The sequence below is a fragment of the Cupriavidus sp. 86D6 genome (assembly GCF_057815095.1).
Map to the genome: position 1 here is coordinate 679,227 of NZ_JBYPSB010000002.1, position 23,212 is coordinate 702,438.

The 23,212-nt window shown below is 68.8% G+C and carries 17 protein-coding genes and 1 pseudogene; 8 read left to right on the forward strand and 10 right to left on the reverse strand.

The annotated features are described in order from the left end of the window. Positions 1 to 7: 7 nt before the first annotated feature. The 3 genes from tldD to AC3G88_RS08240 form a co-directional block, all read right to left on the reverse strand. Positions 8 to 1,468 carry a metalloprotease TldD gene (tldD, locus tag AC3G88_RS08230; protein ID WP_153947635.1) on the reverse strand — a complete coding sequence of 487 codons (1,461 nt, stop codon included), beginning with the start codon at positions 1,466 to 1,468 and terminating at the stop codon, positions 8 to 10. Positions 1,469 to 1,537: 69 nt separating this feature from the next. Further along, complete coding sequence (locus AC3G88_RS08235; RefSeq protein WP_488771271.1) at positions 1,538 to 2,362, reverse strand: carbon-nitrogen hydrolase family protein; 825 nt, start codon at positions 2,360 to 2,362, stop codon at positions 1,538 to 1,540. A 70-nt stretch (positions 2,363 to 2,432) separates the two neighbouring features. Then, positions 2,433 to 6,737, reverse strand: a complete 4,305-nt coding sequence (locus tag AC3G88_RS08240) for a YhdP family protein (protein WP_488771272.1) — start codon at positions 6,735 to 6,737, stop codon at positions 2,433 to 2,435. Positions 6,738 to 6,968: 231 nt separating this feature from the next. Here AC3G88_RS08240 and glnE point away from each other — a divergent pair, with 231 nt between their 5' ends. Together glnE and rrtA are read left to right on the forward strand one after the other, a co-directional pair. Then, entirely contained in the window at positions 6,969 to 9,839 is a 2,871-nt protein-coding gene (gene glnE / locus AC3G88_RS08245; RefSeq protein WP_488771369.1) for a bifunctional [glutamate--ammonia ligase]-adenylyl-L-tyrosine phosphorylase/[glutamate--ammonia-ligase] adenylyltransferase, read from the forward strand. Between the two features lie 94 nt (positions 9,840 to 9,933). Continuing rightward, on the forward strand, positions 9,934 to 10,497 hold the full coding sequence (gene rrtA, locus AC3G88_RS08250; RefSeq protein ID WP_488771370.1) for a rhombosortase: 564 nt from the start codon (positions 9,934 to 9,936) through the stop codon (positions 10,495 to 10,497). A 238-nt stretch (positions 10,498 to 10,735) separates the two neighbouring features. On the opposite strand, the gene mprA is transcribed toward rrtA, so the two are convergent. From mprA to AC3G88_RS08270, 4 genes are all read right to left on the reverse strand, one after another. Continuing rightward, positions 10,736 to 12,322 carry an MprA protease, GlyGly-CTERM protein-sorting domain-containing form gene (gene mprA / locus AC3G88_RS08255; protein WP_488771371.1) on the reverse strand — a complete coding sequence of 529 codons (1,587 nt, stop codon included), beginning with the start codon at positions 12,320 to 12,322 and terminating at the stop codon, positions 10,736 to 10,738. Between the two features lie 206 nt (positions 12,323 to 12,528). Beyond that, entirely contained in the window at positions 12,529 to 13,011 is a 483-nt protein-coding gene (locus AC3G88_RS08260) for a hypothetical protein (protein WP_254775842.1), read from the reverse strand. 57 nt (positions 13,012 to 13,068) lie between these two features. Continuing rightward, on the reverse strand, positions 13,069 to 14,805 hold the full coding sequence (recN, locus tag AC3G88_RS08265; RefSeq protein ID WP_488771273.1) for a DNA repair protein RecN: 1,737 nt from the start codon (positions 14,803 to 14,805) through the stop codon (positions 13,069 to 13,071). Positions 14,806 to 14,850: 45 nt separating this feature from the next. Continuing rightward, the gene (locus tag AC3G88_RS08270; RefSeq protein WP_400394951.1) at positions 14,851 to 15,768 is read right to left on the reverse strand and encodes an NAD kinase; all 918 of its coding nucleotides are present in this window, start codon (positions 15,766 to 15,768) and stop codon (positions 14,851 to 14,853) included. Positions 15,769 to 15,924: 156 nt separating this feature from the next. Here AC3G88_RS08270 and hrcA point away from each other — a divergent pair, with 156 nt between their 5' ends. From hrcA to AC3G88_RS08285, 3 genes are all read left to right on the forward strand, one after another. Further along, positions 15,925 to 16,977, forward strand: coding sequence for a heat-inducible transcriptional repressor HrcA (gene hrcA / locus AC3G88_RS08275; protein ID WP_400394952.1), 1,053 nt, complete (start codon positions 15,925 to 15,927; stop codon positions 16,975 to 16,977). A gap of 111 nt (positions 16,978 to 17,088) precedes the next feature. Beyond that, positions 17,089 to 18,204 carry a ferrochelatase gene (gene hemH, locus AC3G88_RS08280; RefSeq protein WP_488771274.1) on the forward strand — a complete coding sequence of 372 codons (1,116 nt, stop codon included), beginning with the start codon at positions 17,089 to 17,091 and terminating at the stop codon, positions 18,202 to 18,204. A gap of 44 nt (positions 18,205 to 18,248) precedes the next feature. Further along, positions 18,249 to 18,644 carry an RNA-binding S4 domain-containing protein gene (locus tag AC3G88_RS08285; protein ID WP_153948958.1) on the forward strand — a complete coding sequence of 132 codons (396 nt, stop codon included), beginning with the start codon at positions 18,249 to 18,251 and terminating at the stop codon, positions 18,642 to 18,644. A gap of 67 nt (positions 18,645 to 18,711) precedes the next feature. Here the strand turns inward: AC3G88_RS08285 and AC3G88_RS08290 are convergent, their stop codons facing one another. Beyond that, entirely contained in the window at positions 18,712 to 18,867 is a 156-nt protein-coding gene (locus AC3G88_RS08290) for a hypothetical protein (protein WP_180863143.1), read from the reverse strand. A 288-nt stretch (positions 18,868 to 19,155) separates the two neighbouring features. Here AC3G88_RS08290 and grpE point away from each other — a divergent pair, with 288 nt between their 5' ends. Next, positions 19,156 to 19,713: a nucleotide exchange factor GrpE gene (gene grpE, locus AC3G88_RS08295; protein ID WP_153948957.1), complete on the forward strand. Its 558-nt coding sequence runs from the start codon at positions 19,156 to 19,158 to the stop codon at positions 19,711 to 19,713. Positions 19,714 to 19,793: 80 nt separating this feature from the next. Beyond that, complete coding sequence (locus AC3G88_RS08300) at positions 19,794 to 20,210, forward strand: thioredoxin family protein (RefSeq protein WP_400396125.1); 417 nt, start codon at positions 19,794 to 19,796, stop codon at positions 20,208 to 20,210. Positions 20,211 to 20,240: 30 nt separating this feature from the next. Here the strand turns inward: AC3G88_RS08300 and AC3G88_RS08305 are convergent, their stop codons facing one another. After that, positions 20,241 to 21,569, reverse strand: a complete 1,329-nt coding sequence (locus AC3G88_RS08305; RefSeq protein WP_488771276.1) for a phospholipase A — start codon at positions 21,567 to 21,569, stop codon at positions 20,241 to 20,243. 127 nt (positions 21,570 to 21,696) lie between these two features. Further along, positions 21,697 to 22,128, reverse strand: a complete 432-nt coding sequence (locus AC3G88_RS08310; protein ID WP_153948954.1) for a DUF1841 family protein — start codon at positions 22,126 to 22,128, stop codon at positions 21,697 to 21,699. 91 nt (positions 22,129 to 22,219) lie between these two features. On the opposite strand from AC3G88_RS08310, the pseudogene AC3G88_RS08315 reads away from it, so the two are divergent. Further along, a pseudogene (locus AC3G88_RS08315) lies at positions 22,220 to 23,159 on the forward strand (DMT family transporter). The last annotated feature ends 53 nt before the right edge of the window (positions 23,160 to 23,212 follow it).

The following is a 23,212-nucleotide window of genomic DNA, read 5'->3' on the forward strand; positions in this document are numbered from 1 at the left end:
CGGGCAGTCAGGCCGTGCCGCCCACCGTCATGTTCTCGATGCGCAGCGTGGGCTGGCCCACGCCGACCGGCACGCTCTGGCCTTCCTTGCCGCAGACGCCCACACCCGAATCCAGGCGCATGTCGTTGCCGATCATCGTCACGTCCTTCAGCGATTCGGGGCCGTTGCCGACCAGCGTTGCGCCCTTGACCGGGTACGTGATCTTGCCGTCCTCGATCATGTAGGCCTCGCTGGCCGAGAATACGAACTTGCCGTTGGTGATGTCCACCTGGCCGCCGCCGAAGTTCACGGCATACAGGCCACGCTTGACGCTGGCGATGATTTCCTGCGGGTCGCGGTCGCCGTTCAGCATGTAGGTGTTGGTCATGCGCGGCATCGGCAGCGCGGCGTAGCTTTCGCGGCGGGCGTTGCCGGTGACCGGCATCTTCATCAGGCGCGCGTTGAGCGTGTCCTGGATAAAGCCGGTCAGGATGCCGTCCTCGATCAGCGTGGTGCACTGCGTCGGGTTGCCCTCGTCGTCCAGGTTCAGCGATCCGCGGCGGTTCTCGATCGTGCCGTCATCCACCACGGTCACGCCCTTGGCGGCCACGCGCTCGCCCATCCGGCCGGCGAAGGCCGACGAGCCCTTGCGGTTGAAGTCGCCTTCCAGGCCATGGCCCACGGCTTCGTGCAGCAGCACGCCGGGCCAGCCCGGGCCCAGCACCACGGTCATTGCGCCGGCCGGGGCGGGACGCGCCTCCAGGTTGACCAGCGCGGACGCCACGGCCTCGTCCACGTACTTGCGCAGCAGGTCGTCGGTGAAGTAGCCATACGCGTAGCGGCCGCCACCACCGGACGAACCGATCTCGCGGCGGCCGTTCTGTTCGGCAATGACCGTGACCGACACGCGCACCAGCGGGCGCACGTCGGCGGCGATCACGCCGTCGCTGCGCGCCACCAGCACCACGTCGTATTCACCGGCCAGGCCGGCCATGACCTGTACTACGCGCGGGTCCTTGGCGCGGGCCAGCTTCTCGATCTTTTCCAGCAGCGCCACCTTTTCGGTGGCCGTCATCGAATCGAGCGGGTCGTTGGGCGCGTAGAGGTTGCGGCCCGTATGCGACGCCATGCTGCCGGCCACCTTGACGCGGCCGCTGCCGGCGCGGCCGATCGTGCGCGTGGCCGCGGCGGCCTGCGACAGCGCAGCCAGGCTGATGTCGTCCGAATAGGCAAAGGCGGTCTTGTCGCCCGATACGGCGCGCACGCCCACGCCCTGGTCGATGCTGAAGCTGCCCGACTTGACGATGCCTTCCTCCAGGCTCCACGCCTCGTTGCGGGTGTGCTGGAAGTACAGGTCGGCGTAGTCCACCTTGTGCGTGAAGATGTCGGCCAGCACGCGCTGGAGCGTGGCCTCGTCAAGGCCGTACGGTGCCAGCAGCAGCTGTTGCGCGGTGGCCAGGTTGCGAATTCCGAGATCTCCGGCGTTCATGATTGTCCTTGTCTTGAACCCCATGGCGACCCGGGCCACGGGGAAATGCAAACAGTAATGCCCTGAATCCTACAGTACGCGATGGCGCAGCGCCGGCAGGTTCTGACGCACTTCGGCCAGCCGGGCCGGATCGACCACGCCCGACACCACCCCTTCGCCTTCGGGCAGCACGGCCATCAGTTCGCCCCACGGGTCCACCAGCATCGAATGCCCCCAGGTGCGGCGGCCGTTTTCATGCTTGCCGCCTTGTGCAGCAGCCAGCACATAACATTGATTTTCGATGGCGCGGGCGCGCAGCAGGATTTCCCAGTGGGCTTGCCCGGTGGTGTAGGTGAAGGCAGCCGGCATCAGGATCAAGCTGACGCCTTCGCCGCCCTTTGCCAGGCCGCGATACAGCTCGGGAAAGCGCAGGTCGTAGCAGATCGACATCGCCACGCGGCCACAGGGCGCATCGAACGCCACGGGCGTCTTGCCGGCCAGGATCGTGCGCGATTCGTCGAAATTCTCGTCGCCCCTGGTAAAGCCGAACAGGTGGATCTTGTCATAGCGGGCCACGCGTGCCCCGTGCGGGTCGAAGGCCAGCGACGCGTTGTAGACGCGATTGTCGTCTGCGCACCACATCGGCAGCGTGCCGCCCACCAGCCAGATCCGGTGCCGGCGCGCGGCATCGGCCAGGAATCGCTGCACCGGGCCGTCGCCGTCGCGCTCGCGGATGGCTACCTTGTCCGATTCATGCCGGCCCATCATGCAGAAGTATTCGGGCAGCAATACCAGGCCGGCACCGCCATGGGCGGCTTCCGCGATCAACGCGTCGGCGCGGGCAAGGTTGTCGTCGAGCGACGTGCCCGTCACGGTCTGGATGGCGGCGACGCGGAACGGATGGGCTGCGGTCATCGTGGCTTCCTGTATCGGGTGGGGGCGGGGAGGGGTCGTGGGGGCAGGCAGAGGACCGGATCGCGCGGCTTCAGCGGGTAAAGATGCCCGAACGGTCCTGAACCGGCGCCTGGCGCGACTTATTGTCCTCCACTTTGGTGACCTTGGGGTCGGCCCACGATCCGCTCACATGATAGTGCTGCGTGAAGACCTTCGAGACCTCGTCCGCGAACAGCAACTGGGCCGCCAGCGTGCCGATGCCGAGCACCGGGTTGATGAACGCGGCCGCCACCGATGTGGTGGTGGCGTTGATGCGCGGCACCACGGCCACCTGCAGGTCCTGCGTTTCATGAAGCAGGTCCGCCGTGCCGGTCATCGAGGCCATCACCTGGCTGCCCTTGAAGCGGAATTCGTCGATCTTGCCCACGCCGTTCTCGATGGTGCCCGATCCGGTGATGTCGTCGAACACCAGCCCCTTGCTGGCCAGCGAGCGGAAGTCGAGTGTGGCAAAGCGCAGCAGGCTCTGCAGGCTCAGCACGCCCAGCAGCCGCGCCGCGCCCGGTTCCACGCTGAGGATCTGGCCGTTTTCCAGGCTCAGGTTCAGCCGGCCAGACAGGGTCGGGTAGTCGATCGACATCGGCGACCCGCGCCACGCGATGCGGCCTTCCAGCGACCCTTTGCCGTCGCGCACCGTGTGGGGCAGGCCGAAGCGGTCCAGCACGTCGCCGGCGTTGCGGACGTCGAGCTTGAAGTTGAGCAGCGTGCGGCGGCCTTCGGTGGGCGAGACATTGCCTTGTGCCGCCGCCTCGCGCAGGCGGCGCGGCAGGCGCCAGCTGCCGCTGCCGGTCAGCGTGGCGCCCGGCTGCTCGATGCTCAGGCTGTCCAGTGTCCAGACCGGCTGGTTGTCGGTATGGCTGGTATGGGCCTTGACCTCCAGCTTGCCGAAGTCGCGGCCATGCAGCACGAACCGCTCGACCGACAGGTCCAGCGCGGGCATTTCCTCGACGCTGCGCGTGATGGCCTCGGTCATGTGGCCGTCGTCGGTGGCGTCGGGGATGTCCAGGTGCGACAGCCGCACGGTCAGCGACCCGGCCGGATTGGTGCTGTCGCGCCGCCACTGGCCGTTGCCGGTGATCTGGCGCGATGCCATCTGCAGGACCCAGCCGCCGCCTTCGCGGTTGGCGTCGATCGTCACGTCGTTCAGCACGCGGCCGAAGGCATCGAGCGATTTGGTGCGCACATTGACGCGCTCGGGCAGGAACGGTGACGAACGGTCCACGTCGCCGGCCGGCTGGCGGTCGTTCGACGCCGGGGCGAGCACGGAACGCCAGGCGTCCACGTCGAGCCGGTCGGTGTTGATCGCCACGGTCACGCCGCTGGCCGGCAGTGGGGCAGGCTGGCCGACGCCGATGCCGCCCGCGATCACTTCGGTCGTGTCGCCCCGGCGCAGCACGTAGCGCGCGGCGGCATTGTTGCCGAACTGGATCGTCATGTCGTCCAGCCCGGCGCGGGTGGCCGAGGGGCGCAGGTCGAAGCGCAGTGGCAGGTCCTGTCCCGCCAGCTTGGCCAGGGGGGGCGGCAGGTCGAGCGCGAGCCCGTTGAGATCGGAGGCCATCTGCACCTGCAGGCGCTTGTCGCGCACGCCTACCACGGCGCTGTAGGACGTGCTGCCCTCGATGCGCTTGCCCAGCGCCGCGGCGCCGGCGCCCAGGACATCGCGCAGGCCCTGTGCCGTGGCCGTGCCACCAATGGCCACGTGGGTGGTGCCGTCCGGCTGGGTGCCGCCGGTCAGGCGGGTTTCGCCCCCCAGGAAGCGGCCGCGCACATTGTGCAGCTGGAAGCCGTGCTCGTCGAAGGCGACCGCGCCGGTGGCGCCGAACAGCGTGGGCAGCTCCGGGAACAGCGTCACGTCGTTGCCGGGGAAGCGGAATTCGCCGTTGACCTTCGATCCTGCGGCATGGTTCAGCGGCAGGTCGAGCTTCAGTTTCAGTTCGCCGTGGCCCGGCGCGCGCGCGTTATCGGTCACGCTGGCGGTCCAGCCCCTGACCGGCGTGGTGGCCACATAGCGCAGGAAGCCCTGCACCGGGCCGGTGGCGCCGCCGTCGACCGCCAGGTGGCCGTGGTCGCTCAGGTCGTCGATCCTGCCGCCGACGTCGCGCAGCACGATCCCCGGAATGCCGCGTACGCCGGCCTGTTTGACCTGGAACGACATCGTGCTGCGCTCGAACAGCAGGTCACCGGAGATGTCGGTGAAATCGGGCCAGGCCATGCCGGCGGCGGCGTTGGCGCCCGCGCCGTTGCCGCCGGCGGTGCCGCCGACGTTCGGGCCCGTCTCATGCGGGGCGATCTGGTAGCTCACGTTGCGTACCGGCACTTCCACGCGGAAGTCGCCGGCCTTGGCGAACGGCGGGTGGAACGGAAAGTGGTACAGGTCGCCCTTGACCAGGAACTTCACGTCGTAGGCCTCGCCGCCGACCAGCGCGCCTTCCAGGTAGTGGCGCGTGGCGGGCATGGTTGACGGCAGGTAGCGCGGCACACGGTTGGCCAGTGCGCGATCCAGCTCGCCGGACAGGTCGGCAATGCCGCTATGGCCGTCGCCGCCCGCGCGCCAGCTGCCGCGCACCGTGCCGGCGGTGTCGGCGTTGGCAAATCGGATGCCTTCGGTGGTCACCACGAGCTTGTTGTCGGTGTCATGGCGCCAGCGCACTTCGCCGCGCAGTTCGTCGAACGGCACGAGCGGGTCGTCGAATACGCCGGGGAAGCTCAGCGTGGCGCCGGTGCTGTCCACGCGCGCCGTGCCCTGGCGGTCGTCGAAGCTGAAATTGCCGGACAGGCGGCTGAAGCCGGGCGTGCCGGTGTGGGGTTTGCCGTCCGGGCCCACGGCCGGCACCGCCGGCTGGCTGTTGACCGATACGCTGCGCAGCGTGCCCTGCACCGTGTAGTGCGGCGCGCCGGGCCCGCGCGACAGCAGGCCCGCCCGCTCGCGCGACCAGGTGACGTCGAGGTTGTCGATATGGCCGGCCGGCTGCAGCGCGCGCAACTGGCGCAGCATGGCCGTATCGATCGGCATCGACGTGGCCAGCGCGCGCACCGTGTTCAGGTCGAAGGTCGGGGCGCGCAGCGCGAACTTGCGCAACTGGCCGGCGTTGTCGCGGGCCCAGTCGATGGTGACCTTGCGCATGCCGTCGCGCCACGACGCATCGGTGGCGGAAGGCGGCCCGGCCTGCGGTTCGCCCTGCCAGAGCAGCGTGTCGATGGTCAGCGAGTTGTTGCCCGTGCGATCGCCCTTGTGCAGCAGCAGCGCCTGCGCGTTGGTCAGCTTGAGCGGCTCGGTGGCGCCCGTCAGCAGCAGGTCCACGCCCGTCGCGCGCAGCCGCAGCTGGCTGCGCAGCACATGGCCGCCGCGGATTTCCACGGTGCCGTCGGTGCTGAAGACGCCGCTGTTGACATTGTCGAAGACCGCCAGGTATCGCTGCACCACGGGCAGCTGCAACTGGTTGAAGGCCCAGCTGGCCTGGCCGGCCCAATGCCGCCAGTTGCCGGCGCCATGCAGGTAGTCGTGCCGCAGGCTGGCCTGGAAGACCAGCGGCTGCGGCGCCAGCGATGCGCTCCGTGCCTCCAGGCGTACCGCGTGCTGCACGCCGTGGCGTTCGGACGTGAAGTGGATGTCGGCCACATCGAGCTGCGGCAGCTTCGCCTTTTCGTCGAGCCAGCGCAGCTTGCCGCTTTTCAGCTCGATACGGCCCTGCGACAGCAGCCAGTTCAGGAACGGATCGTCCTCGCTGGACGATCTGGTGGCCTCGATCGGCACCCCGGCCACCAGCAGCGCGCCCTTGTCGGTACGACGGATCAGCACGTCGGTGCGGTCTGCCGTCAGGCTGGCGAACTGCAAGGTCAGTGCGGGCACCGATTGCCAGGACAGCTTGCCTTCGAGCGTGCCGGCCGACAGCAGCATGCGGCGGTCGCGGTCCACCGCCTGCACGTTGCTGGCGCGGAACGCCGGATGCCAGCCATCCCAGTAGGTATCGAGCTGGCCGATGGTGAGATTGGCGGTCAGCGCGGCGGACCCCTGCTGCTCCAGCCACTGGCGCGCGGTGTGGGCCTGCGGCCAGAGCACGAAACGGATCAGCAGGACGGCGACGATGGCCAGCGCGGCCAGCACGGCCACGATACGCACCAGCATGCGCCAGAGCCGGCCCCAGGCCGGGTGCCGCGCCAGCGCGCGCAGCCCTTGCCAGACCAGGCCCGGTCCCTTGCGCACGCGCGCCAGCACGCGCCGGCCACGGCCGGGCGCGGCGTGTTGCGAAGCGGGGGGAGCGGCGACCGCGGCGGTACCGTCACTGCCCGCGCGGGGGGATGCGGAACCGTCGTCCGGGGCGGTGGGGCGGCTGGACATGCGCAGATTATCCGACAATACTAGCCGCTCTCCAAAGTGGTGCGCGCAAGCGCCACCGCGGTCTCTACGGCGCCTGCCCGATAAAGCAAAGTAACTGGAATGACTGTCCCTGATCCGACGAGTTCCGCCGCGGGCACCGCCCCGGCATCGACTGGCCCGCAGCACCCCCTGGATGGCGCCGGAACCACTTCGATCCTGGCATCGCCGGGCGCCGCCGGACCGATCGGCAACATGGCCCAGGGGGCCTTTGCCACGATGACGGCGCAGGGACTGACCCCCGCCGATTGCGAGGGTCACGTATTGTACTCGGCGGCGTACTCGCATTACGCGCGGCGCGTGCTGGCCGCGCGCGCGGGGCTGCCTGGCGTGGTGGCGCAGGCCGTGGCCGGCCCGATCACGCGCGAATGGATGGAAGCCCGCCTGCAGGCCCTGCACGCGCCATCGGCCGATGCCGAGGCCGCCGCGGGCCAGGCGCTGCGGCGCCTGCGCGCCGAAGTCATGTGCGTGGTGATCGAGCGGGACCTGCGCGGGCTGGCCACGCTGGCCGAGATCACCGGCGCCATGACCGACCTGGCCGAACTGTCGATCCAGTATGGCCTGCGCGTGCTTGGCGACGACTTGGCGGCCACCTTCGGCCAGCCCACCGGCGACCAGAGCGGCGAGGTGCAGGAACTGGTGGTGGTCGGCATGGGCAAGCTGGGCGGGCGCGAGCTCAACGTGTCGTCCGACATCGACCTGATCTTTCTCTACGACGAGGATGGCGACACGCGCGGCGGGTCGCGCAGCCTGTCGAACCACGAATACTTCATCCGGCTGGGCCGGCGGCTGATCACGCTGCTGTCGGAAGTCACCGGCGACGGCTACGTGTTCCGCGTGGACATGCGCCTGCGCCCGAACGGCGACGCCGGCCCGCTGGTCTGCAGCTTCGGCATGCTCGAGGAGTACCTGGTGGTGCAGGGCCGCGAGTGGGAACGCTATGCATGGATCAAGGGCCGCGTGGTGTCGACCGTCGATACCCCGCATGCCGCGCGCGCCGCCGCGCTGCTGGGCCGCATGACCACGCCGTTCGTGTTCCGCCGCTACCTGGACTACGGCGTGATCGCCGCCATCCGCTCGCTGCACGCCCAGATCCGTTCGGAAGCGGCCAAGCGCAGCGGCGGACTGGCGGGCCATGGCGTGAACCAGCGATCGTTCAACATCAAGCTCGGCCGGGGCGGTATCCGCGAGATCGAATTCATGGCCCAGGTGTTCCAGCTGATCCGTGGCGGCCAAGACCCCGCGCTGCGCGTGCGACCCACCCTTGAAGTGCTGGACGTGGCCGTGGCGCGCAACCTGCTGCCGGCTGGCCAGGCCGAGCAGCTGGCCGATGCCTACCGCTTCCTGCGCCAGCTGGAGCACCGGCTCCAGTACCGCGACGACGCCCAGACGCATCACCTGCCCACGTCCGACGACGAACGCCAGGCCGTGGCGCTGATGATGGGCTGCGCAGGCTGGGACGCGTTGGTCGCGCAGATGAACACGCTGATGGACCAGGTGGCGCAGCAGTTCGAAGCCACCTTTGCCGATCCGTTCGCCGACGGCGAGACGGCGCAGAACGAGCCGCTGTGGCCGGCGCTGGTGCGCGAGGAAATGGCGTCGCGCGCCACGCAGTCGAACCCGGGCGACGATGACGACGAGACCGATCCGCAGTCGTCGCCGTGCCAGGCGCTGCAGGCGGCGGGCTTCAGCGACTGCACCGGGCTTTACGACCGTCTGCGGGCCATCGGCACGTCGATGCGCTATCGCGCGCTGTCGGAAACCAGCCGCGGCCGCTTCGATCTGCTGGTCAACCGTGCGCTGGACCTGGCGGTCAAGCAGGACGATGCCGACGCCACCATCGCGCGCTTCCTGGACTTCCTCGATGCGATCAGCCGCCGGGCCTCTTACCTGTCGCTGCTGTCCGAATACCCGCAGGCGATGGATCGCGTGGCACAGACGCTGCACGCGTCGCGCTGGGCGGCCACCTACCTGACCCGGCATCCGCAGCTGCTCGACGAACTGCTGGACAGCGATGCGCTGGCCAGCGCGCCGGACTGGGCCGGTTTCCGCCAGCGGCTGTCGGAGCGGCTGCAGGCGTCCGACGGGCAGGTCGAAACGCAGATGGACATCCTGCGCCGCGAGCACCATGCCGAGACCTTCCGCATCCTGCTGCAGGACCTGCAGGGGCTGCTGACAGTGGAGCAGGTGGCCGACCGCCTGTCGGACCTGGCTGATGCCATGCTGGAGGTCACCATGCAGGTGGTGTGGCGCCAGCTGGCCACGCGCCATTGCGAGTCGCCGCGTTTCGCGGTCATCGCCTACGGCCGGCTGGGCGGCAAGGAACTGGGCTACGCGTCGGACCTGGACCTGATTTTCCTGTACGACGACGACCATGAACGCGCGCCCGACGTCTACGCCGCGTACGCGCGCCGGCTGATCACCTGGCTGACCAGCCATACGGCGGCGGGCATGCTGTTCGATGTGGACACGCGGCTGCGGCCGAACGGGGCGGCGGGGCTGCTGGTGACGAGCTTCGACGCGTTCCGGCGCTACCAGCTGCGCGAGGGCGACAATACCGCATGGGTCTGGGAGCACCAGGCGCTGACGCGGGCCCGCTTCTGCGCCGGCGACCGCGACATCGGCAACCGGTTCGAGGACCTGCGCGACGAGATCCTGCGCCAGCCGCGCGATGCCGTGGCGCTGCGCGAGGAAATCGTGCAGATGCGCGCGAAGGTGGCCGAGGGCCATCCCAACCCGACCGCGCTGTTCGACCTCAAGCACGATCGCGGCGGCATGGTCGATATCGAATTCACGGTGCAATACCTGGTGCTGCTGCACAGCGGCGCGCATCCGGAACTGACGCGCAACGCGGGCAATATCGCGCTGCTGCGCATGGCCGGCGTGCTGAACCTGATCGACGCCGGGCTGGCGCTGGCCGTGGGCGATGCCTACCGGCTGTTCCGGGCGCGCCAGCACAAGCTGCGGCTCGACGGCCAGGACCAGGCGCGTGTGGCGCCCGACAGCGTGGCCGGGCAGACCGCGTCGGTGCGCGCGCTCTGGCAATCGGTGTTCGGCGAACGCTGAGGCGCAGATGAGCGCCGTGCAGCGGTCGCCGGCCGCGCCGCCGCCATTGGGGCCATCGCCCACTCAGCAACCGCGCCTGCCCGGATGGCCGGCCATGCTGGCCACCGTGGCCGGCGTGGCGGCCGTGTCCGGGCTGTTCACCTTTGTGCCGTGGTGGCACGCGCACGGGCTCTATGTGCGTGACGCCGTGCGTCTGGACGGCCAATGGTGGCGCGTGCTGACGGCGATGTGGGCGCATCTGGACTGGCGCCACTATCTGTCCGACGTGGCCGCCACGGCGGGCCTGCTGCTGCTTGCCGGCCGCGTGGCCCGTGTCCGCGAGATGCTGGCGGTATTGCTGATCTGCGGCGTGGCGGTGCAGGTGGCGCTGCTGCGCATGCCCGAGGTGGGCTGGTACGGCGGACTGTCCGGCGCCACGCACGGCCTGGCGCTCTGGACGGCACTGCGGCTGCTGCAGGCCCCCGGGTGGTCGCGCGGGATCGGCGTGGTGACGTGCGTGATCGTGCTGGGCAAGGTCTGGATCGAACAGTCATGGCTGGCGGCCATCGTGTTCGATCCATCGTGGGGCTTCGGCGTAGTACGCGGCGCGCACGCGGCCGGCGCGGTGGCCGGCCTGGCGTGCTGGCTGTTGCAGGAGTGGTGGGGGCGGCGGCGCTGATTGGCGGGCCCTCTTGGGGCCAGCGGCGGCGCTGATTGGCAGGCCTGCCCTCTCCCCCGGCCCCTCTCCCGCCTTGCGGGAGAGGGGAGTAAATCGGTGGCGCTGGGCATGCCTCGGGTGTTCTCCCCTCTCCCGCAGGAGCAAGCCGGTGGCGCAGGGCATGCCTCGGGTGTTCTCCCCTCTCCCGCGCGCGGGAGAGGGGCGGGGGAGAGGGCCGGCGCTGGCGTCGCGATTGTGTCTACTGGAGCGCCCGCCGCCGCGTGCCGAAGCCAACCAGCCCGATCCCCAGCAGCACCGCCGCACTCCACGGCGAGAACGCACCGCCACCGCCACCGCCACCCCCGCTATCGGCGGCCGTGCTGGTCGATGTGGACCCGGTGGACGGCGGATTCGGTGCCGCCGCCAGCGCGGCGTCGGCATCGAGCAGGCCCGCGCCGCACTTGCCGGTGTTGCCGCTGCGCGTGCAGTACGTCCCCGCCGGATGGGCGCGTGCGGTGTTCTTCAGCACCGCGGTGACCTGGGCGGGCGTCAGCGCCGGGTTGACCGCCAGCATCAGCGCCACCACGCCCGACACCATTGGCGCCGAGAAACTGGTGCCCTGCGAGCTGATGATGTTGTAGGTGGTCGGCCCGGCCGTGCCCGCGTTGGACAGCGTGCGGATGAACGACTGGCCCCCCGTGCAGCCTGTCGCCACGTTGTTGGAAACGATGACCTTGGAGTTGCCGCAGCCGCCTCCGGGCGCGCTGATGGTCACTTGCGGGCCCACGTTGGCAAAGCTGGCGTTTTCGCCATCGTTGGCGTGTGCCGTCACGGCGATCACGCCCGCGCAGTCGGCCGGCGCCTCGACCGCGCCGGCCGAATTGCCGGCGGCGGCCACCACGATCACCCCTGCGGCGTTCAGGTCGTTCACGGCCTGCTGCTCGATGCTCGAACAGGTGCCGCCGCCCAGGCTGACGTTGACCACCTTGGCCGGCGTGGGGTTGTTCGGCACCCCGGGCACGGTCAGGCCGCCCGCCCACCGCATGCCATCGACCGTATCGGACAGCAGGGCGCCGCAGCGCCCCGACACCCGCACCGGCTGGATGCGCGCATTCCAGTCGACCCCCGCGATACCGCTGGCGTTATTGGTCGCCGCGCCCAGCACGCTGGCCACGCGCGTGCCATGCCAGCTGCTGTCCGTGGCGCCGGAGCCGTCGGGGCAGGTGCTGCCGGACGGCACGTAGTCGCCGGGGTCATGCGCGTCGGTGTCGCGTCCGTCGCCATCGACCGATACCGAGGTGGCACTGATGAAGTCATAACCGGCAACCAGCCGGCCCGCCAGGTCGGGGTGATCGAGATAGCCGGTGTCCACCACGGCGATCACCACGCTGGCGCTGCCCCGCGAACGGTCCCAGGCGCGCGACAGGTTGGCCGCGCCGGGCGTCACTACGGGCGATCCCATATAGAGCGACTGGGTCGCGAAATCGGTGTCGTTCGGTACGGTGTCGTGCAGTTGCAGCCAGCGGTCGGGCACGGCATCGGCCACGCGCGGGTCCTGGCGCAGCCGCCTGGCCACGGTTTCCGGATCGTCGCCGCGGCTGTCCTTGACCGTCAGTAGCTGCATGGCGTTGGCCATCGGCCGCCTGACCGACAGCGCCAGGCCGGTATTGGATTCCACGCGGCGCATGCGCGTGGTGTCGGCGCTGGTGTCGATGGTCTGGCCGACGTCGCGCCAGCGGACGATGTAGTTGCCGGTGTAGCGTGGCGCCGGTCGTCCGATGCGGGCCAAGGCGGCCGGGGCGGGCGCGGCAGCCGATGCTGATGCTGACGCCGATGCCGCCGGCATGGCGTCGGCCCGGGAGACCCCCGGCAGGCCGAGCAGGGCGCCGGCCGCCATCGCCAGCAAGATCGGCGCGATCGAACCTTTGCGGAATTTCAGCGTTGCGTACGACATCTGCACTCCCGTGGAGAACGTTTGATGCGGACTGCTGACAGAACTGCTGATAAATCAGTATGGTTGGCGTTGCGCGCCGGGTGCCTTGGGCTTTGGGCTTACGGGTTGGGCATGTCGCGGCTGACCGGCTTGCCGCGATGCGGGCGCAGCATCCGGTCGGGCGTGGCCGATGCCACGCGCGGCGCCGCCTGCAGCGTGGCCACGGCCTGATCCAGCGTGACATCGGCCGATGCCGTGATCGCCGTCACCAGCCAGACGCCGCCCGACATCGGCCGCTTGACGACGTAGCGCACCGGACCCTGCACCTCGGCCAGCAGCTTGCCGGCATCCTCCGATGCCGTGACCTCCGGCGGTGCAAACTTGACCAGGATGTCGCCGATGGCACGGTCGTCAGTAATGCTGCCGCGCGGCGGCGCGAACGACTTCGATTCCGAAGCGCAGCCCGACACGGCGGTCAGCGCGGTCAGGCCCAGCGCCACCAGTACGGAGGCACCCAGGTGACGGGCGAACCGGCCGGCGGTCGGTACAACCACCGGGCCAACCGTGGTGCGGCGGGTGGATGGCAGCTTGCCATGGGTCATCGGTTTGAAACTCCTGTCCTGGTTTGCGTGGGGGCCGGTTTGCACGGGCGATGGGGCTCAGCCCGCCGCGCGGCGCGGCTTCCTGCCGCCGCCTTCGCGCGGCGCATTGGCCGCCTGCGCCGCGGCGCGGGCACCCTGCGCCAGCATCTCTTCGGCGTGTTGCATCGTCGTGGCCGTGACCGTGGCGCCGCCCAGCATGCGCGCGGTCTCGCTGACGCGGCCTTCGGCATCCAGCAGGCGGATGCGCGAACGCGTGACCGCGCCGGCCTTGTCGGTCTTGCTTTCCTTGCTGACCAGCAGATGGGCGCCGGCCTGCGCGGCCACCTGCGGCAGATGCGTCACGCACAGCACCTGGCGCGAACGGCCCAGTTCCTGCAGGCGACGGCCCACCACCTCGGCCACGGCACCGCCGATGCCGGTGTCGACCTCGTCGAAGATCAGGGTCGGGGTGGGCGCGGCCTCGCTGGTGATCACCGAGATCGCCAGGCTGATACGGGCCAGTTCGCCGCCCGATGCCACGCGTGCCAGCGGCCGCGCTGTGACGCCCGCGTGGCCGGCGACCAGGAATTCCACCTGTTCCAGCCCGTGGCTCTGGCCTTCTTCGAGCGGGTGCAGGGCCACGGCGAATGTGCCGCCGGCCATCGACAGCCCCTGCATGGCATCCGTGACGGCGGCCGACAGGGCGGCGGCGGCCACCTTGCGGGCGGCCGACAGATGCTGCGCCAGCGTCAGGTAGGCGGCGCGGGCGGCGGCTTCGCGCGCCAGCACCTTGTTGATGTCCTGGGCGGCCTGCAGGTCGTCGAGTTGCTGCTTGCGGGCCAGCAGTTCGTCGGGCAACTGCTCCGGCGGCAGGCGGTACTTGCGTGCCGTGGTGTGCAGCGCCTGCATCCGTTCTTCCACGGCCTGCAGCCGCTCGGGGTCGAGTTCGAGCCGGTCCACGTAGCGGGTCAGCGAATGGGCGGCCTCCTCGACCTGCACCAGCGCCGGTTCCAGGGCGGCCAGCACGTCGCGCAGGCCCGCATCGACATCGGCAAGCTGCTGCAGCCGGTGCACCACGCCGTTGAGCACCGACGCCACGGCGCCATCGGATTCGGACAGCGCGTCGAGCGCCGCGCGGCTGCCGTCGATCAGGCCGGCCGCATGCGACAGGCGGTTGTACTCGGCCTGGATCTCTTCCCACTCGCCGGCTTGCGGCGCGAGCTTGTCGAGCTCGCCCACCTGCCATTCGAGCCGCTCGCGTTCGAGCTGCATCTCGCGCGACTGGTGTTCCACGGCTTCGCGCTGCGCGCGCGCGGCACGCCAGGCGCGCCAGGCCTCGGCCACCGCGCCGGCCTGCTCGGTCAGCCCGGCGTGGGCGTCGAACAGGTGCCGCTGGGCGTCCGGGCGCAGCAGTTGCTGGTGCGCGTGCTGGCCGTGGATGTCCACGAGCTGGTCGCCCACCTCGCGCAGCTGCGCCAGCGTGGCGGCGGCGCCGTTGATGAACGCCTTGCCGCGGCCCGAGGCATCGACGGTGCGGCGCAGCAGCACGGTGTCGTCGTCGCCGGCCAGTTCGCGCTCGGCCAGCCAGGCATCCAGCGCGGGATGGGTCAGGAACGTGGCGCTGATACTGGCGCGCGCCGCGCCTTCACGGACCACGCCGGCATCGGCGCGTTCGCCCAGCACCAGGGCCAGCGCATCGATCAGGATCGACTTGCCGGCGCCGGTTTCGCCGGTAAATACGGTGAATCCGGCCGAAAAGTCGAGGTCGAGCGTGTCGACGATGACGAAATCGCGGATGGACAGGCTGCGCAGCATCTTGGGCGGTTGGTGGCGTCAGGCGGGATACGGGGAAGGGCGGGCTCAGAGCCGGTTGTCTTCGGTCGGATACTCGTGCCAGTGCAGCTTCTTGCGCAGCGTGGCGTAGTAGTTGTAGCCCAGCGGGTGCAGCAGGTTGACGGTCTTGGCCGAGCGGCGCACGACGATCCGGTCGCCCGGCAGCAGCGACGCCAGCGACTGCATGTCGAAGTTGACGCTGACATCGCGCGCGCTGGCTACCTCGATCGTGACTTCGGCGTCGTGCGGCAGCACGATCGGCCGGTTCGACAGGGCGTGCGGGGCGATCGGCACCAGCACCAGGCCCGACAGCGTGGGATGCAGGATCGGGCCGCCGGCGGCCAGCGCATAGGCGGTGGAGCCGGTGGGCGTGGACACGATCAGGCCGTCCGAACGCTGGTTGTACATGAAATAACCGTCCACGGAGACGGCCAGTTCCACCATGCCCGAGATGCCCGAGCGGTTCACCACCACGTCATTGAACGCCAGCGCCGAGAAAATGACGGCATCGTCGCGGATCACGCGCGATTCCAGCAGCATGCGGCATTCGGCCTCGTAGCGGCCGGCCAGCATTTCGGGCAGCGTCCGGGTGACGTCCTCGAGCGGAATGTCGGTCATGAAGCCCAGCCGGCCATGATTGACACCGATCACCGGCACCTCGTGGCCGGCCAGCTGGCGGGCCAGGCCCAGCAGCGTGCCATCGCCCCCGAGCACCACGGCGACGTCGGCCTCGCGGCCGATTTCGTCGGGACTCAGCACCGGATAGCCGGTCAGTCCGGTCGCCATGGCGGTCTCGCGCTCGAACACCACATCCTGGCCATTGCGCAAGATGCAGGACGCCAGTTCTTCCAGCGGGCCTTCGATACCGGCGGTCGAATGCCTGCCCACCAGGGCGACGGTCTTGAACGGAGCGCGCAGGGCGCTGGTCTTTGAGGGGGCAGACATGGCGGGATTAGAACATACCGGGATGCCCATTGCCAGCTTCGGCCCGGCGCCGCCGGAACGGGTGCCGGCGGCACCTGCCGGCCGACAGCGATCGTGCGCCCGCCATGCGCGGGCGGACGCCCGAACGGGCCAGTTTTGATTAAAATCCCCAGCATCATGGACGAACGTTCTAAAACGCTGCTCAAGACCCTGATCGAGCGATACATCGCCGAGGGGCAGCCCGTGGGCTCGCGGACCCTGTCGAAGTACTCGGGTCTGGACCTGTCGCCGGCGACCATCCGCAATGTGATGTCGGACCTCGAGGAAATGGGTTTCATTGCCAGCCCGCATACGTCGGCCGGCCGGGTTCCCACGCCCCGCGGCTACCGGCTGTTCGTCGACACGATGCTGACGGCGCGCCCGCTGGAAGGTCCGCCCGGCCTGAACGCCGAACTGGCCGGCCTGAAGGACGAGATCCAGGGGCAGATGGCCAGCCAGCAACTGGGCCCGCAGCGGATGATCACGGCGGCGGCCCATACGCTGTCGAACCTGTCGCGCTTTGCCGGCGTGGTGATGACGCCACGGCGCGCCCAGGCGTTCCGGCAGGTGGAATTCATGCGGCTGTCGGACAAGCGCATCCTGCTGATCATCGTCAGCCCAGAGGGCGACGTGCAGAACCGCATCATCCAGACCGAACTGTCGTACACCCCGGCCCAGCTGATCGAGGCCGCCAACTTCTTCAACACCCACTACGCGGGCATGAGCTTCAATGCCGTGCGCGACCATCTGCGCGGCGAACTGCAGGCGCTAAGGCGAGACATGTCGTCGCTGATGCAGGCCGCCGTGGAGGCCGGCAGCAGCGCGATGGCCGAGGACAATACCGAGCAGGTGGTCATCTCGGGCGAGCGGCGGCTGCTGGAGGTGGAAGACCTGTCGTCGAGCATGGACAAGCTGCGCCGGCTCTTCGACGTGTTCGAGCACAAGACCAGCCTGTTGCAGCTGCTGGACGTGTCCAGCCACGCGCAGGGCGTGCAGATCTTCATTGGCGGCGAAAGCCAGCTGGTGCCGCTGGAGGACATGGCCGTCATTACCGCGCCCTACGGGGTCGATGGCCAGATCGTCGGCACGCTGGGCGTGATCGGACCGACGCGGATGGCCTACGAGCGGGTGATCCCGATCGTCGACATCACGGCCCGGCTGCTGTCGAGCGCGCTGAGCCAGAACTCCTGATGCGGTGCCGGTGTCTGTCCTTACGGGCCGGGCACCGCCGGCCGGCTACCATTGCATGCTCCCGACCCCATTCCCGATTGCCAGCGCCCCGGCATCCGAAACGGAAACCCCATGACGTTTTCGCCTGAACCGGCATACCAGCACGGCCAGCCGCCGCGCACCGCGATCCTGCTGATCAACCTTGGCACCCCCGACGCCCCCACGCCCAAGGCGGTGGGCCGCTATCTGAAGGCGTTTTTGTCCGATCCGCGCGTGGTGGAGATCCCGCGCCTGGCCTGGCTGCCCATCCTGCATGGGCTGATCCTGCCGTTCCGTTCGCGGGCGTCGGCCATGAAGTACGAATCGATCTGGCTGCGCGAAGCGCATATGACCGGATCGCCGCTGCTGGTCCACACCGAGCGCCAGGCGCATGCGCTGCAGTTGCTGATGCACAAGCTCGGTCATGATGTGACCGTGGCCTGCGCCATGCGCTATGGCAATCCGTCGATCGGCTCGGTCATGGAGGCGCTGCGCCGGCAGGGCACCGAACAGATCCTGGTGCTGCCGCTTTATCCGCAGTACTCGGGCACTACCACAGCCACCGCGTTCGACAAGCTGTTCCGTGTGCTGGCCGGATGGCGCAATCAGCCGGAAGTGCGGCTGATCAAGCACTTTCACGATCATCCCGCCTACATCGCGGCGCTGGATGCCCAGGTCAGGGCGTACTGGACCCGCCATGGCGTGCCTGACTTTGCGCGGGGCGACAAGCTGATCCTGTCCTTCCACGGCCTGCCGCGCCGGCTGCTGGACCTGGGCGACCCCTATCACTGCGAATGCCTGAAGACCGGCCGCCTGCTTGGCGAGGCGCTGGGCCTGCAGCCGGGCCAGTACCAGGTGACGTTCCAGTCCCGTTTTGGCAAGGCCGAATGGCTGCAACCCTATACCGCACCGACGCTGACGGAACTGGGCCGGGTTGGCACACAACGGGTGGATGTGTTCTGCCCCGGTTTTCCGGCAGACTGCATCGAGACGCTTGAGGAAATTGCGATGGAAGGGCAGAGCGAGTTCCGGGTGGCAGGCGGGCAGGACTTCCATTTCATTCCATGCCTGAATGATGCCGAGCCCTGGATCGCCGGTCTGGCCGACATTGCCCTGCAGCATCTGCAGGGCTGGCCGCTGTCCATACCCCATCCGCACGAACTGGAAGCGCGGCGCGGGCGTGCCCAGGCACGCGGCGCGGCGGCCTGAAGGAAAGCCATGGCGGCGGGCAAGCCGTCAGGAAGGATTTGACGATGCAAGTGGATTTCGAGGCGGGTGCGCGGATGCGCATCGACAAGTGGCTGTGGTGCGCGCGGTTCTTCAAGACCCGCTCGCTGGCGGCCGAGGCGGTGGACCGTGGCCGGGTGACGGTCAACGGGCAGCCGGTCAAGAATTCACGGGAAGTGAAGCCCGGCGATACCGTGGTGCTCGAAGCCCATCAGCAGCGCTGGGAGGTGGTGGTGAAGGGCGTGCCGGCGTCGCGCGGCGCAGCGCCCATCGCCCAGAGTACTTATGAGGAAACCCCGGAAAGCCAGGCCCGGCGCCAGGCGGAGTCTGATCGGCGGCGCATGCAGCCGGAGCCGACCGCGGAACTGCAGGGGCGCCCGACCAAGCGCGACCGGCGCAGGATCGACAATTTCAGAGGGTAGGAAATCGGAAATGTCAGCGATCCGGTCACGGCAGGGCTGCCGCGGCCGGGCGGTGTGAGGGCGGGGGTTAACGGACGTACTGCACGAGGTAGTGCTTGAATACGGCCTTGCCGCTGCCATACTCGGTGTCGCGTGGCGCCACCGCTTCGGACAGACAGATAAAGGCCGTCATCGCCGACAGAACGGCGACGACACAGAACGTCACGACTGGTAGCTTGTGCATGGCGAAGCGTCCCGAAGATGCACCAAATTGATCCACCTTTCTGCTCCCGTTATTTTTGTCATTTTTTCCTGCATTGAATCTTAGTGTTTGCGTTGCAGCAAATCAATGAACAGGGGATTGCATCAAACAGGCCTTTGTAACGGCGTATTTCGGGGTCTCTGAACCCGCACACTTGAAAAACTGGAAGCGTGGCGCCATGTGCGGCTAGACTTGCCGATTGGCATCCGATCCACCCCGCGGTCCGCAGACGTTGCGGGCCGAGGTTTTGCATTTTTGATACGAATCGACATGGAAGAACAGAATCAGACGCCAGATACGAACACGCAGCAGGCGGCCAACGCCGCGGCAGCGCCGGCGCCCGAGGCTGCGGCCGCCGGTCCCGACGACGTGGCACGCTTGACCCAGCAGGTGGCCGAGCTGGAAGCCAAGGTCAAGGAAACCTACGACCTGTTCATGCGTGCCACGGCCGAGGGCGAGAACATCCGCCGCCGTTCGCAGGAAGAGATCGCCAAGGCACACAAGTTCGCCATCGAGAACTTCGCCGACAATCTGGTGCCGGTCATGGACAGCCTCCAGGCTGCGCTGGCCGACAACACCGGCGACCTGGCCAAGATGCGCGAAGGCGTGGAGCTGACGGCGCGTCAGCTGGCCGCGGCCTTCGAGCGCGGCAAGATCGTCGAGGTGAATCCGGTCGGCGAGAAGTTCGATCCGCATCGCCACCAGGCCATCTCGATGGTGCCGTCCGAACAGGAACCCAACACCGTGGTGGCAGTGCTGCAACGCGGCTATACGATTGCCGATCGCGTGCTGCGTCCCGCGCTGGTGACCGTCTCGGCGCCGCGCTGAGCTGTTTCGATGTAATCGTCTGAAAGACGCCCGGTGGCCGCAAGGTTGCCGGGCGTTGTTGTTTCCGGAGGTCCCCAACGATGTCCGACGCGCAAGACCCTCACCACGCACCCCACCTCGATCACCGGGCCTTCGATGCGCTCGGCATGCAGCCGGTAGGCCCCGACACCATCGATGCCGCCATCGCGGGGGCAGGCGACGACCTGGTCTGCGTTTTCTTCTGGGGTGTGGACTGCTTCAATTGCGAGATGGCCAAGAAGGCCATCCTGGCCGATCCCGACAAGCTGCGCGTGCTGAACCTGCGCTGGCTGCACACCAACGTCTACGCGCATCCCGAACTGGGCCGCCGCTTCGGCCTGCATGGCATTCCCGTGTTCATGTTCTTCCACAGGGGCAAGAAGCTCGGGCGCGCCACCGGCTGGCACGGCTACGGCCAGTTCGCGGCGGCGGTCGGCAATGCGCGCCTCAAGGCCGAAGGCAAGCCGCTGGCGGGTTGACCGTCGTCACGCGGGGGCGAATTCGCGCGCTCAGCGCGACAGCGCGTACCCGATGCGGAACTGCCACGGCGTCTTCTGGTTGTAATAGAGCAGGCTCTCGCCGTAGCCGTAAAAGAACCCGGCCATCAGGAAGCCCGCCGTGCCCGGCAGCAGCCGCGCCAGCGGGTAGGTCAGCTGCGTATCGACGCTGCCGTAGCCCTTGCGGGTCCCCTTGCGCAGCGTGGCGGCCAGCTCCCAGGAATCGGGCTTGCCGTAGGCGATGTTCAGGTCCATGTAGCCGCGATAGTGTGCGATGTCCTCGTTGTCGCTCTTGCCCACATAGGCGTAGAGCTTGGGCGCCACGCGCCAGTGCCAGTCGGTCTGATCGCCGAAATACATCGTCGGCTTGACGAACAGCGTGTTGATCCCGCGCGATTCGTCGCCGGAGCGGCCATTCGATTCGTGCTCGAACCCGGTGGCGACCGACAGGCGGCTCAGCACGCTGTTCTTCACGCCGGTATCCGACAGGTAGTAATACAGGCTGGGCCGGTAGTTGGTGTCCTTGAACGGGCGCGAGTCGCCGGCCAGGTCCCAGAGCGAGAACTGCGTGTAGGCGAAGTAGAGGTTGTCCAGCACCGACTTGGAATTCGGGTCCTTGCCTTCGAAGATCCGGTACTTGAAGCTGATCTGGAACTTGGCGTTGGCGCCGTCGTGCGCGCCGAACATCAGGTACATCGGCTCGTTGAACGACAGGCGCTGGGCATCGCGCAGGTCGGCAGGGGCGGGCGCCGGGGCGTTGTTGTCCGCGGTGACGATGGGCGTGACAGGCGGCTTGCCCTCCGGGGCGGAAGCCGCAGGCGCGGTGGCCGCCTGGGGCGCTTGCGACGTCGCGGGCGCCGTCTGGCCCGGCACCGGCGCGCGGTTGAGCGTCACCAGAACCGGCGCGGCGTCGATGCCGGTGACGTCCAGGCGCACCTGGCCGCGCAGGTCGGCCGGCCATTCGGCGCGGTAGCTGATCGTACGGGATTCGCCGGGACGCAGGTTCAGCACAGCGGGCCCCCCGCCCACGCGCGTCAGTGCGATGCGGATCGGGGCGGCCAGGTCCCCGGAGGCCGTCACCTGCAGCGAATCGGGCACGGCGTAGCGGCGGGTATCGGCATCGGCAGTGACCAGCAGCGTCAGTGTCAGTGGCCGGGTGCCGTCGATCTGGCGCGGCGGCTGCAACAGCGCCACGGCACCGTGGGCGGCCATCGGCACCATGACGGCGCCCGCCATGACCAGCGAGGATGCCAGCGAGGATGCCAGCGCGGACACCAGCGCAGACACAGGCCGGCTAGCGGCACGCCGCCGGGCAGGGCGCACGGGAAGGGTAAATGGCATGGGACAACGGCACGCCGCACCGGAAGGCACGACCGACGGGGTCGGGCAGGGCGGGCATGGCCGGGAGTTGCGACCGCAAGAGGTTAGCATGCGGCGCCCGAGGCGCTTGTCGGTGTTTGTCGGACGCTCAGCCTGCAGCGCGGCGCTTGATGTCGTCCACGTAGGCCTGTCCGTCGGGCGGCATGCCGTTGCGCTGGGCATTCCAGAGCATCTGGCCCAGCGCTTCCATGATCTCGTGCTGGGCGGCGTGCGGCGAATCCAGGCGGCGGGTCAGCGCCTCGTACGCGGCGCGGATACCGGGCGGCTGGTCGATCGACACCTGTTCGGAGATCGACAGGTGCATCGCCAGGTGCAGGAACGGGTTGGTCTGGCCGCCTTCGGGCGTGTAGTCGCGTGCGACGGCGCCTTCGGCATCGTCGAGCTGGTCGTGGTATTCGGGATGCTGGTCGATCCAGTCGACCGCGATGGCCTCAAGCGGCGTGAGGACATTGCCCGCGACGCGCTTCTGCCAGGCTTCGCAGAAGAAACGGCGGACTTCTTCTCGTGAGGGATTGAACATGATGGCCGCTATTGTAGTGCAGCGGTCCGAATGCTGCCGGGGCAGCCCGCCGCGTGAGTAGAATGCGAGCTTTCGGATTCCGTTCGCCCCTATGACCGTCTCCGCCACCGGCACCCTGGGCCACGCCCGCGACACGCTCGCCGGCGTGCTGCTGATCGCGCTGTCGGCCAGCGCCTTTGGCGCCATGGCCATCTTCGCGCGATTCGCCTACGCCGCAGGGTGCCGATGTCTATGGCCTGCTGGCCGTGCGCTTCGTGGTGGCGGCCATCGCCATGGCGTTCGTCATGCGCACGCGCGGCATCGCCCTGCCGCCATGGCGGCGCGTGCTGGCGCTGGCCGCGATGGGCGGCATCGGCTACGTCGGCCAGTCCTACTGCTTCTTCACGGCGCTGAACCATGCGCAAGCCAGCCTGGTGGCGCTGCTGCTCTATCTCTATCCGCTGTTCGTGACGATCCTGGCGGCGGTGTTTCTGAAGGAACGGCTGGCCACGGCGGCGGTGATCGCGCTGGTGCTGTGCTCGGTCGGCGCGGGCCTGACCGTGGGCGGTGGCGAGGGCGAGCCGCTCGGCATCGCGCTGGGCGTGGCGGCTGCCGTGATCTATTCGGTCTACATCGTGGTGGGCGCGCGCGTGACGGCGGGCATCCATGCCATCGCCACGACCACGGTGATCTGTTCGGCGGCGGCGCTGGTCTATGTGACGGTCGGCATCCTGCGCACCGGTGCCGGCGTGCCGCCGCAGTTTCCGTCCACGGGCGGCGGCTGGCTGGCGCTGGTGGCCATCGCGCTGGTGTCGACGGTGCTGGCCATCCTGACGTTCTTCGCCGGCCTGCAGAAGCTGGGGGCGTCGAAGGCGTCGATGCTGTCGACGCTGGAACCGGTCGTCACGGTGGCGCTGGCCGCCGCGCTGCTGGGCGAGCATATCGGCGCCGCGCAGGCCGTGGGCGGCGGGCTGATCCTGCTGGGTGTCCTTTGGCTCACCCGCCGCGCCAGCGGCACGCCGCCGCTCGATGCGGCCGACGAACGGAATTGAACGGATTCATCAAACCGCTTGTGGGCCGATGGCCCTCGCTTGGGTACAATCGC

What these genes read in the sequence shown, in the direction of transcription:
- AC3G88_RS08290 (WP_180863143.1), bottom strand. Translation starts at nt 18,867, where the DNA reads ATGCACAAGCTACCAGTCGTGACGTTCTGTGTCGTCGCCGTTCTGTCG.
- tldD (WP_153947635.1), bottom strand. Translation starts at nt 1,468, where the DNA reads ATGAACGCCGGAGATCTCGGAATTCGCAACCTGGCCACCGCGCAACAG.
- glnE (WP_488771369.1), top strand. Translation starts at nt 6,969, where the DNA reads ATGGCCCAGGGGGCCTTTGCCACGATGACGGCGCAGGGACTGACCCCC.
- AC3G88_RS08305 (WP_488771276.1), bottom strand. Translation starts at nt 21,569, where the DNA reads ATGCCATTTACCCTTCCCGTGCGCCCTGCCCGGCGGCGTGCCGCTAGC.
- hrcA (WP_400394952.1), top strand. Translation starts at nt 15,925, where the DNA reads ATGGACGAACGTTCTAAAACGCTGCTCAAGACCCTGATCGAGCGATAC.
- rrtA (WP_488771370.1), top strand. Translation starts at nt 9,934, where the DNA reads ATGCTGGCCACCGTGGCCGGCGTGGCGGCCGTGTCCGGGCTGTTCACC.
- AC3G88_RS08270 (WP_400394951.1), bottom strand. Translation starts at nt 15,768, where the DNA reads ATGTCTGCCCCCTCAAAGACCAGCGCCCTGCGCGCTCCGTTCAAGACC.
- AC3G88_RS08310 (WP_153948954.1), bottom strand. Translation starts at nt 22,128, where the DNA reads ATGTTCAATCCCTCACGAGAAGAAGTCCGCCGTTTCTTCTGCGAAGCC.
- AC3G88_RS08240 (WP_488771272.1), bottom strand. Translation starts at nt 6,737, where the DNA reads ATGTCCAGCCGCCCCACCGCCCCGGACGACGGTTCCGCATCCCCCCGC.
- AC3G88_RS08235 (WP_488771271.1), bottom strand. Translation starts at nt 2,362, where the DNA reads ATGACCGCAGCCCATCCGTTCCGCGTCGCCGCCATCCAGACCGTGACG.
- AC3G88_RS08260 (WP_254775842.1), bottom strand. Translation starts at nt 13,011, where the DNA reads ATGACCCATGGCAAGCTGCCATCCACCCGCCGCACCACGGTTGGCCCG.
- grpE (WP_153948957.1), top strand. Translation starts at nt 19,156, where the DNA reads ATGGAAGAACAGAATCAGACGCCAGATACGAACACGCAGCAGGCGGCC.
- recN (WP_488771273.1), bottom strand. Translation starts at nt 14,805, where the DNA reads ATGCTGCGCAGCCTGTCCATCCGCGATTTCGTCATCGTCGACACGCTC.
- AC3G88_RS08300 (WP_400396125.1), top strand. Translation starts at nt 19,794, where the DNA reads ATGTCCGACGCGCAAGACCCTCACCACGCACCCCACCTCGATCACCGG.
- AC3G88_RS08285 (WP_153948958.1), top strand. Translation starts at nt 18,249, where the DNA reads ATGCAAGTGGATTTCGAGGCGGGTGCGCGGATGCGCATCGACAAGTGG.
- mprA (WP_488771371.1), bottom strand. Translation starts at nt 12,322, where the DNA reads ATGCCGGCGGCATCGGCGTCAGCATCAGCATCGGCTGCCGCGCCCGCC.
- hemH (WP_488771274.1), top strand. Translation starts at nt 17,089, where the DNA reads ATGACGTTTTCGCCTGAACCGGCATACCAGCACGGCCAGCCGCCGCGC.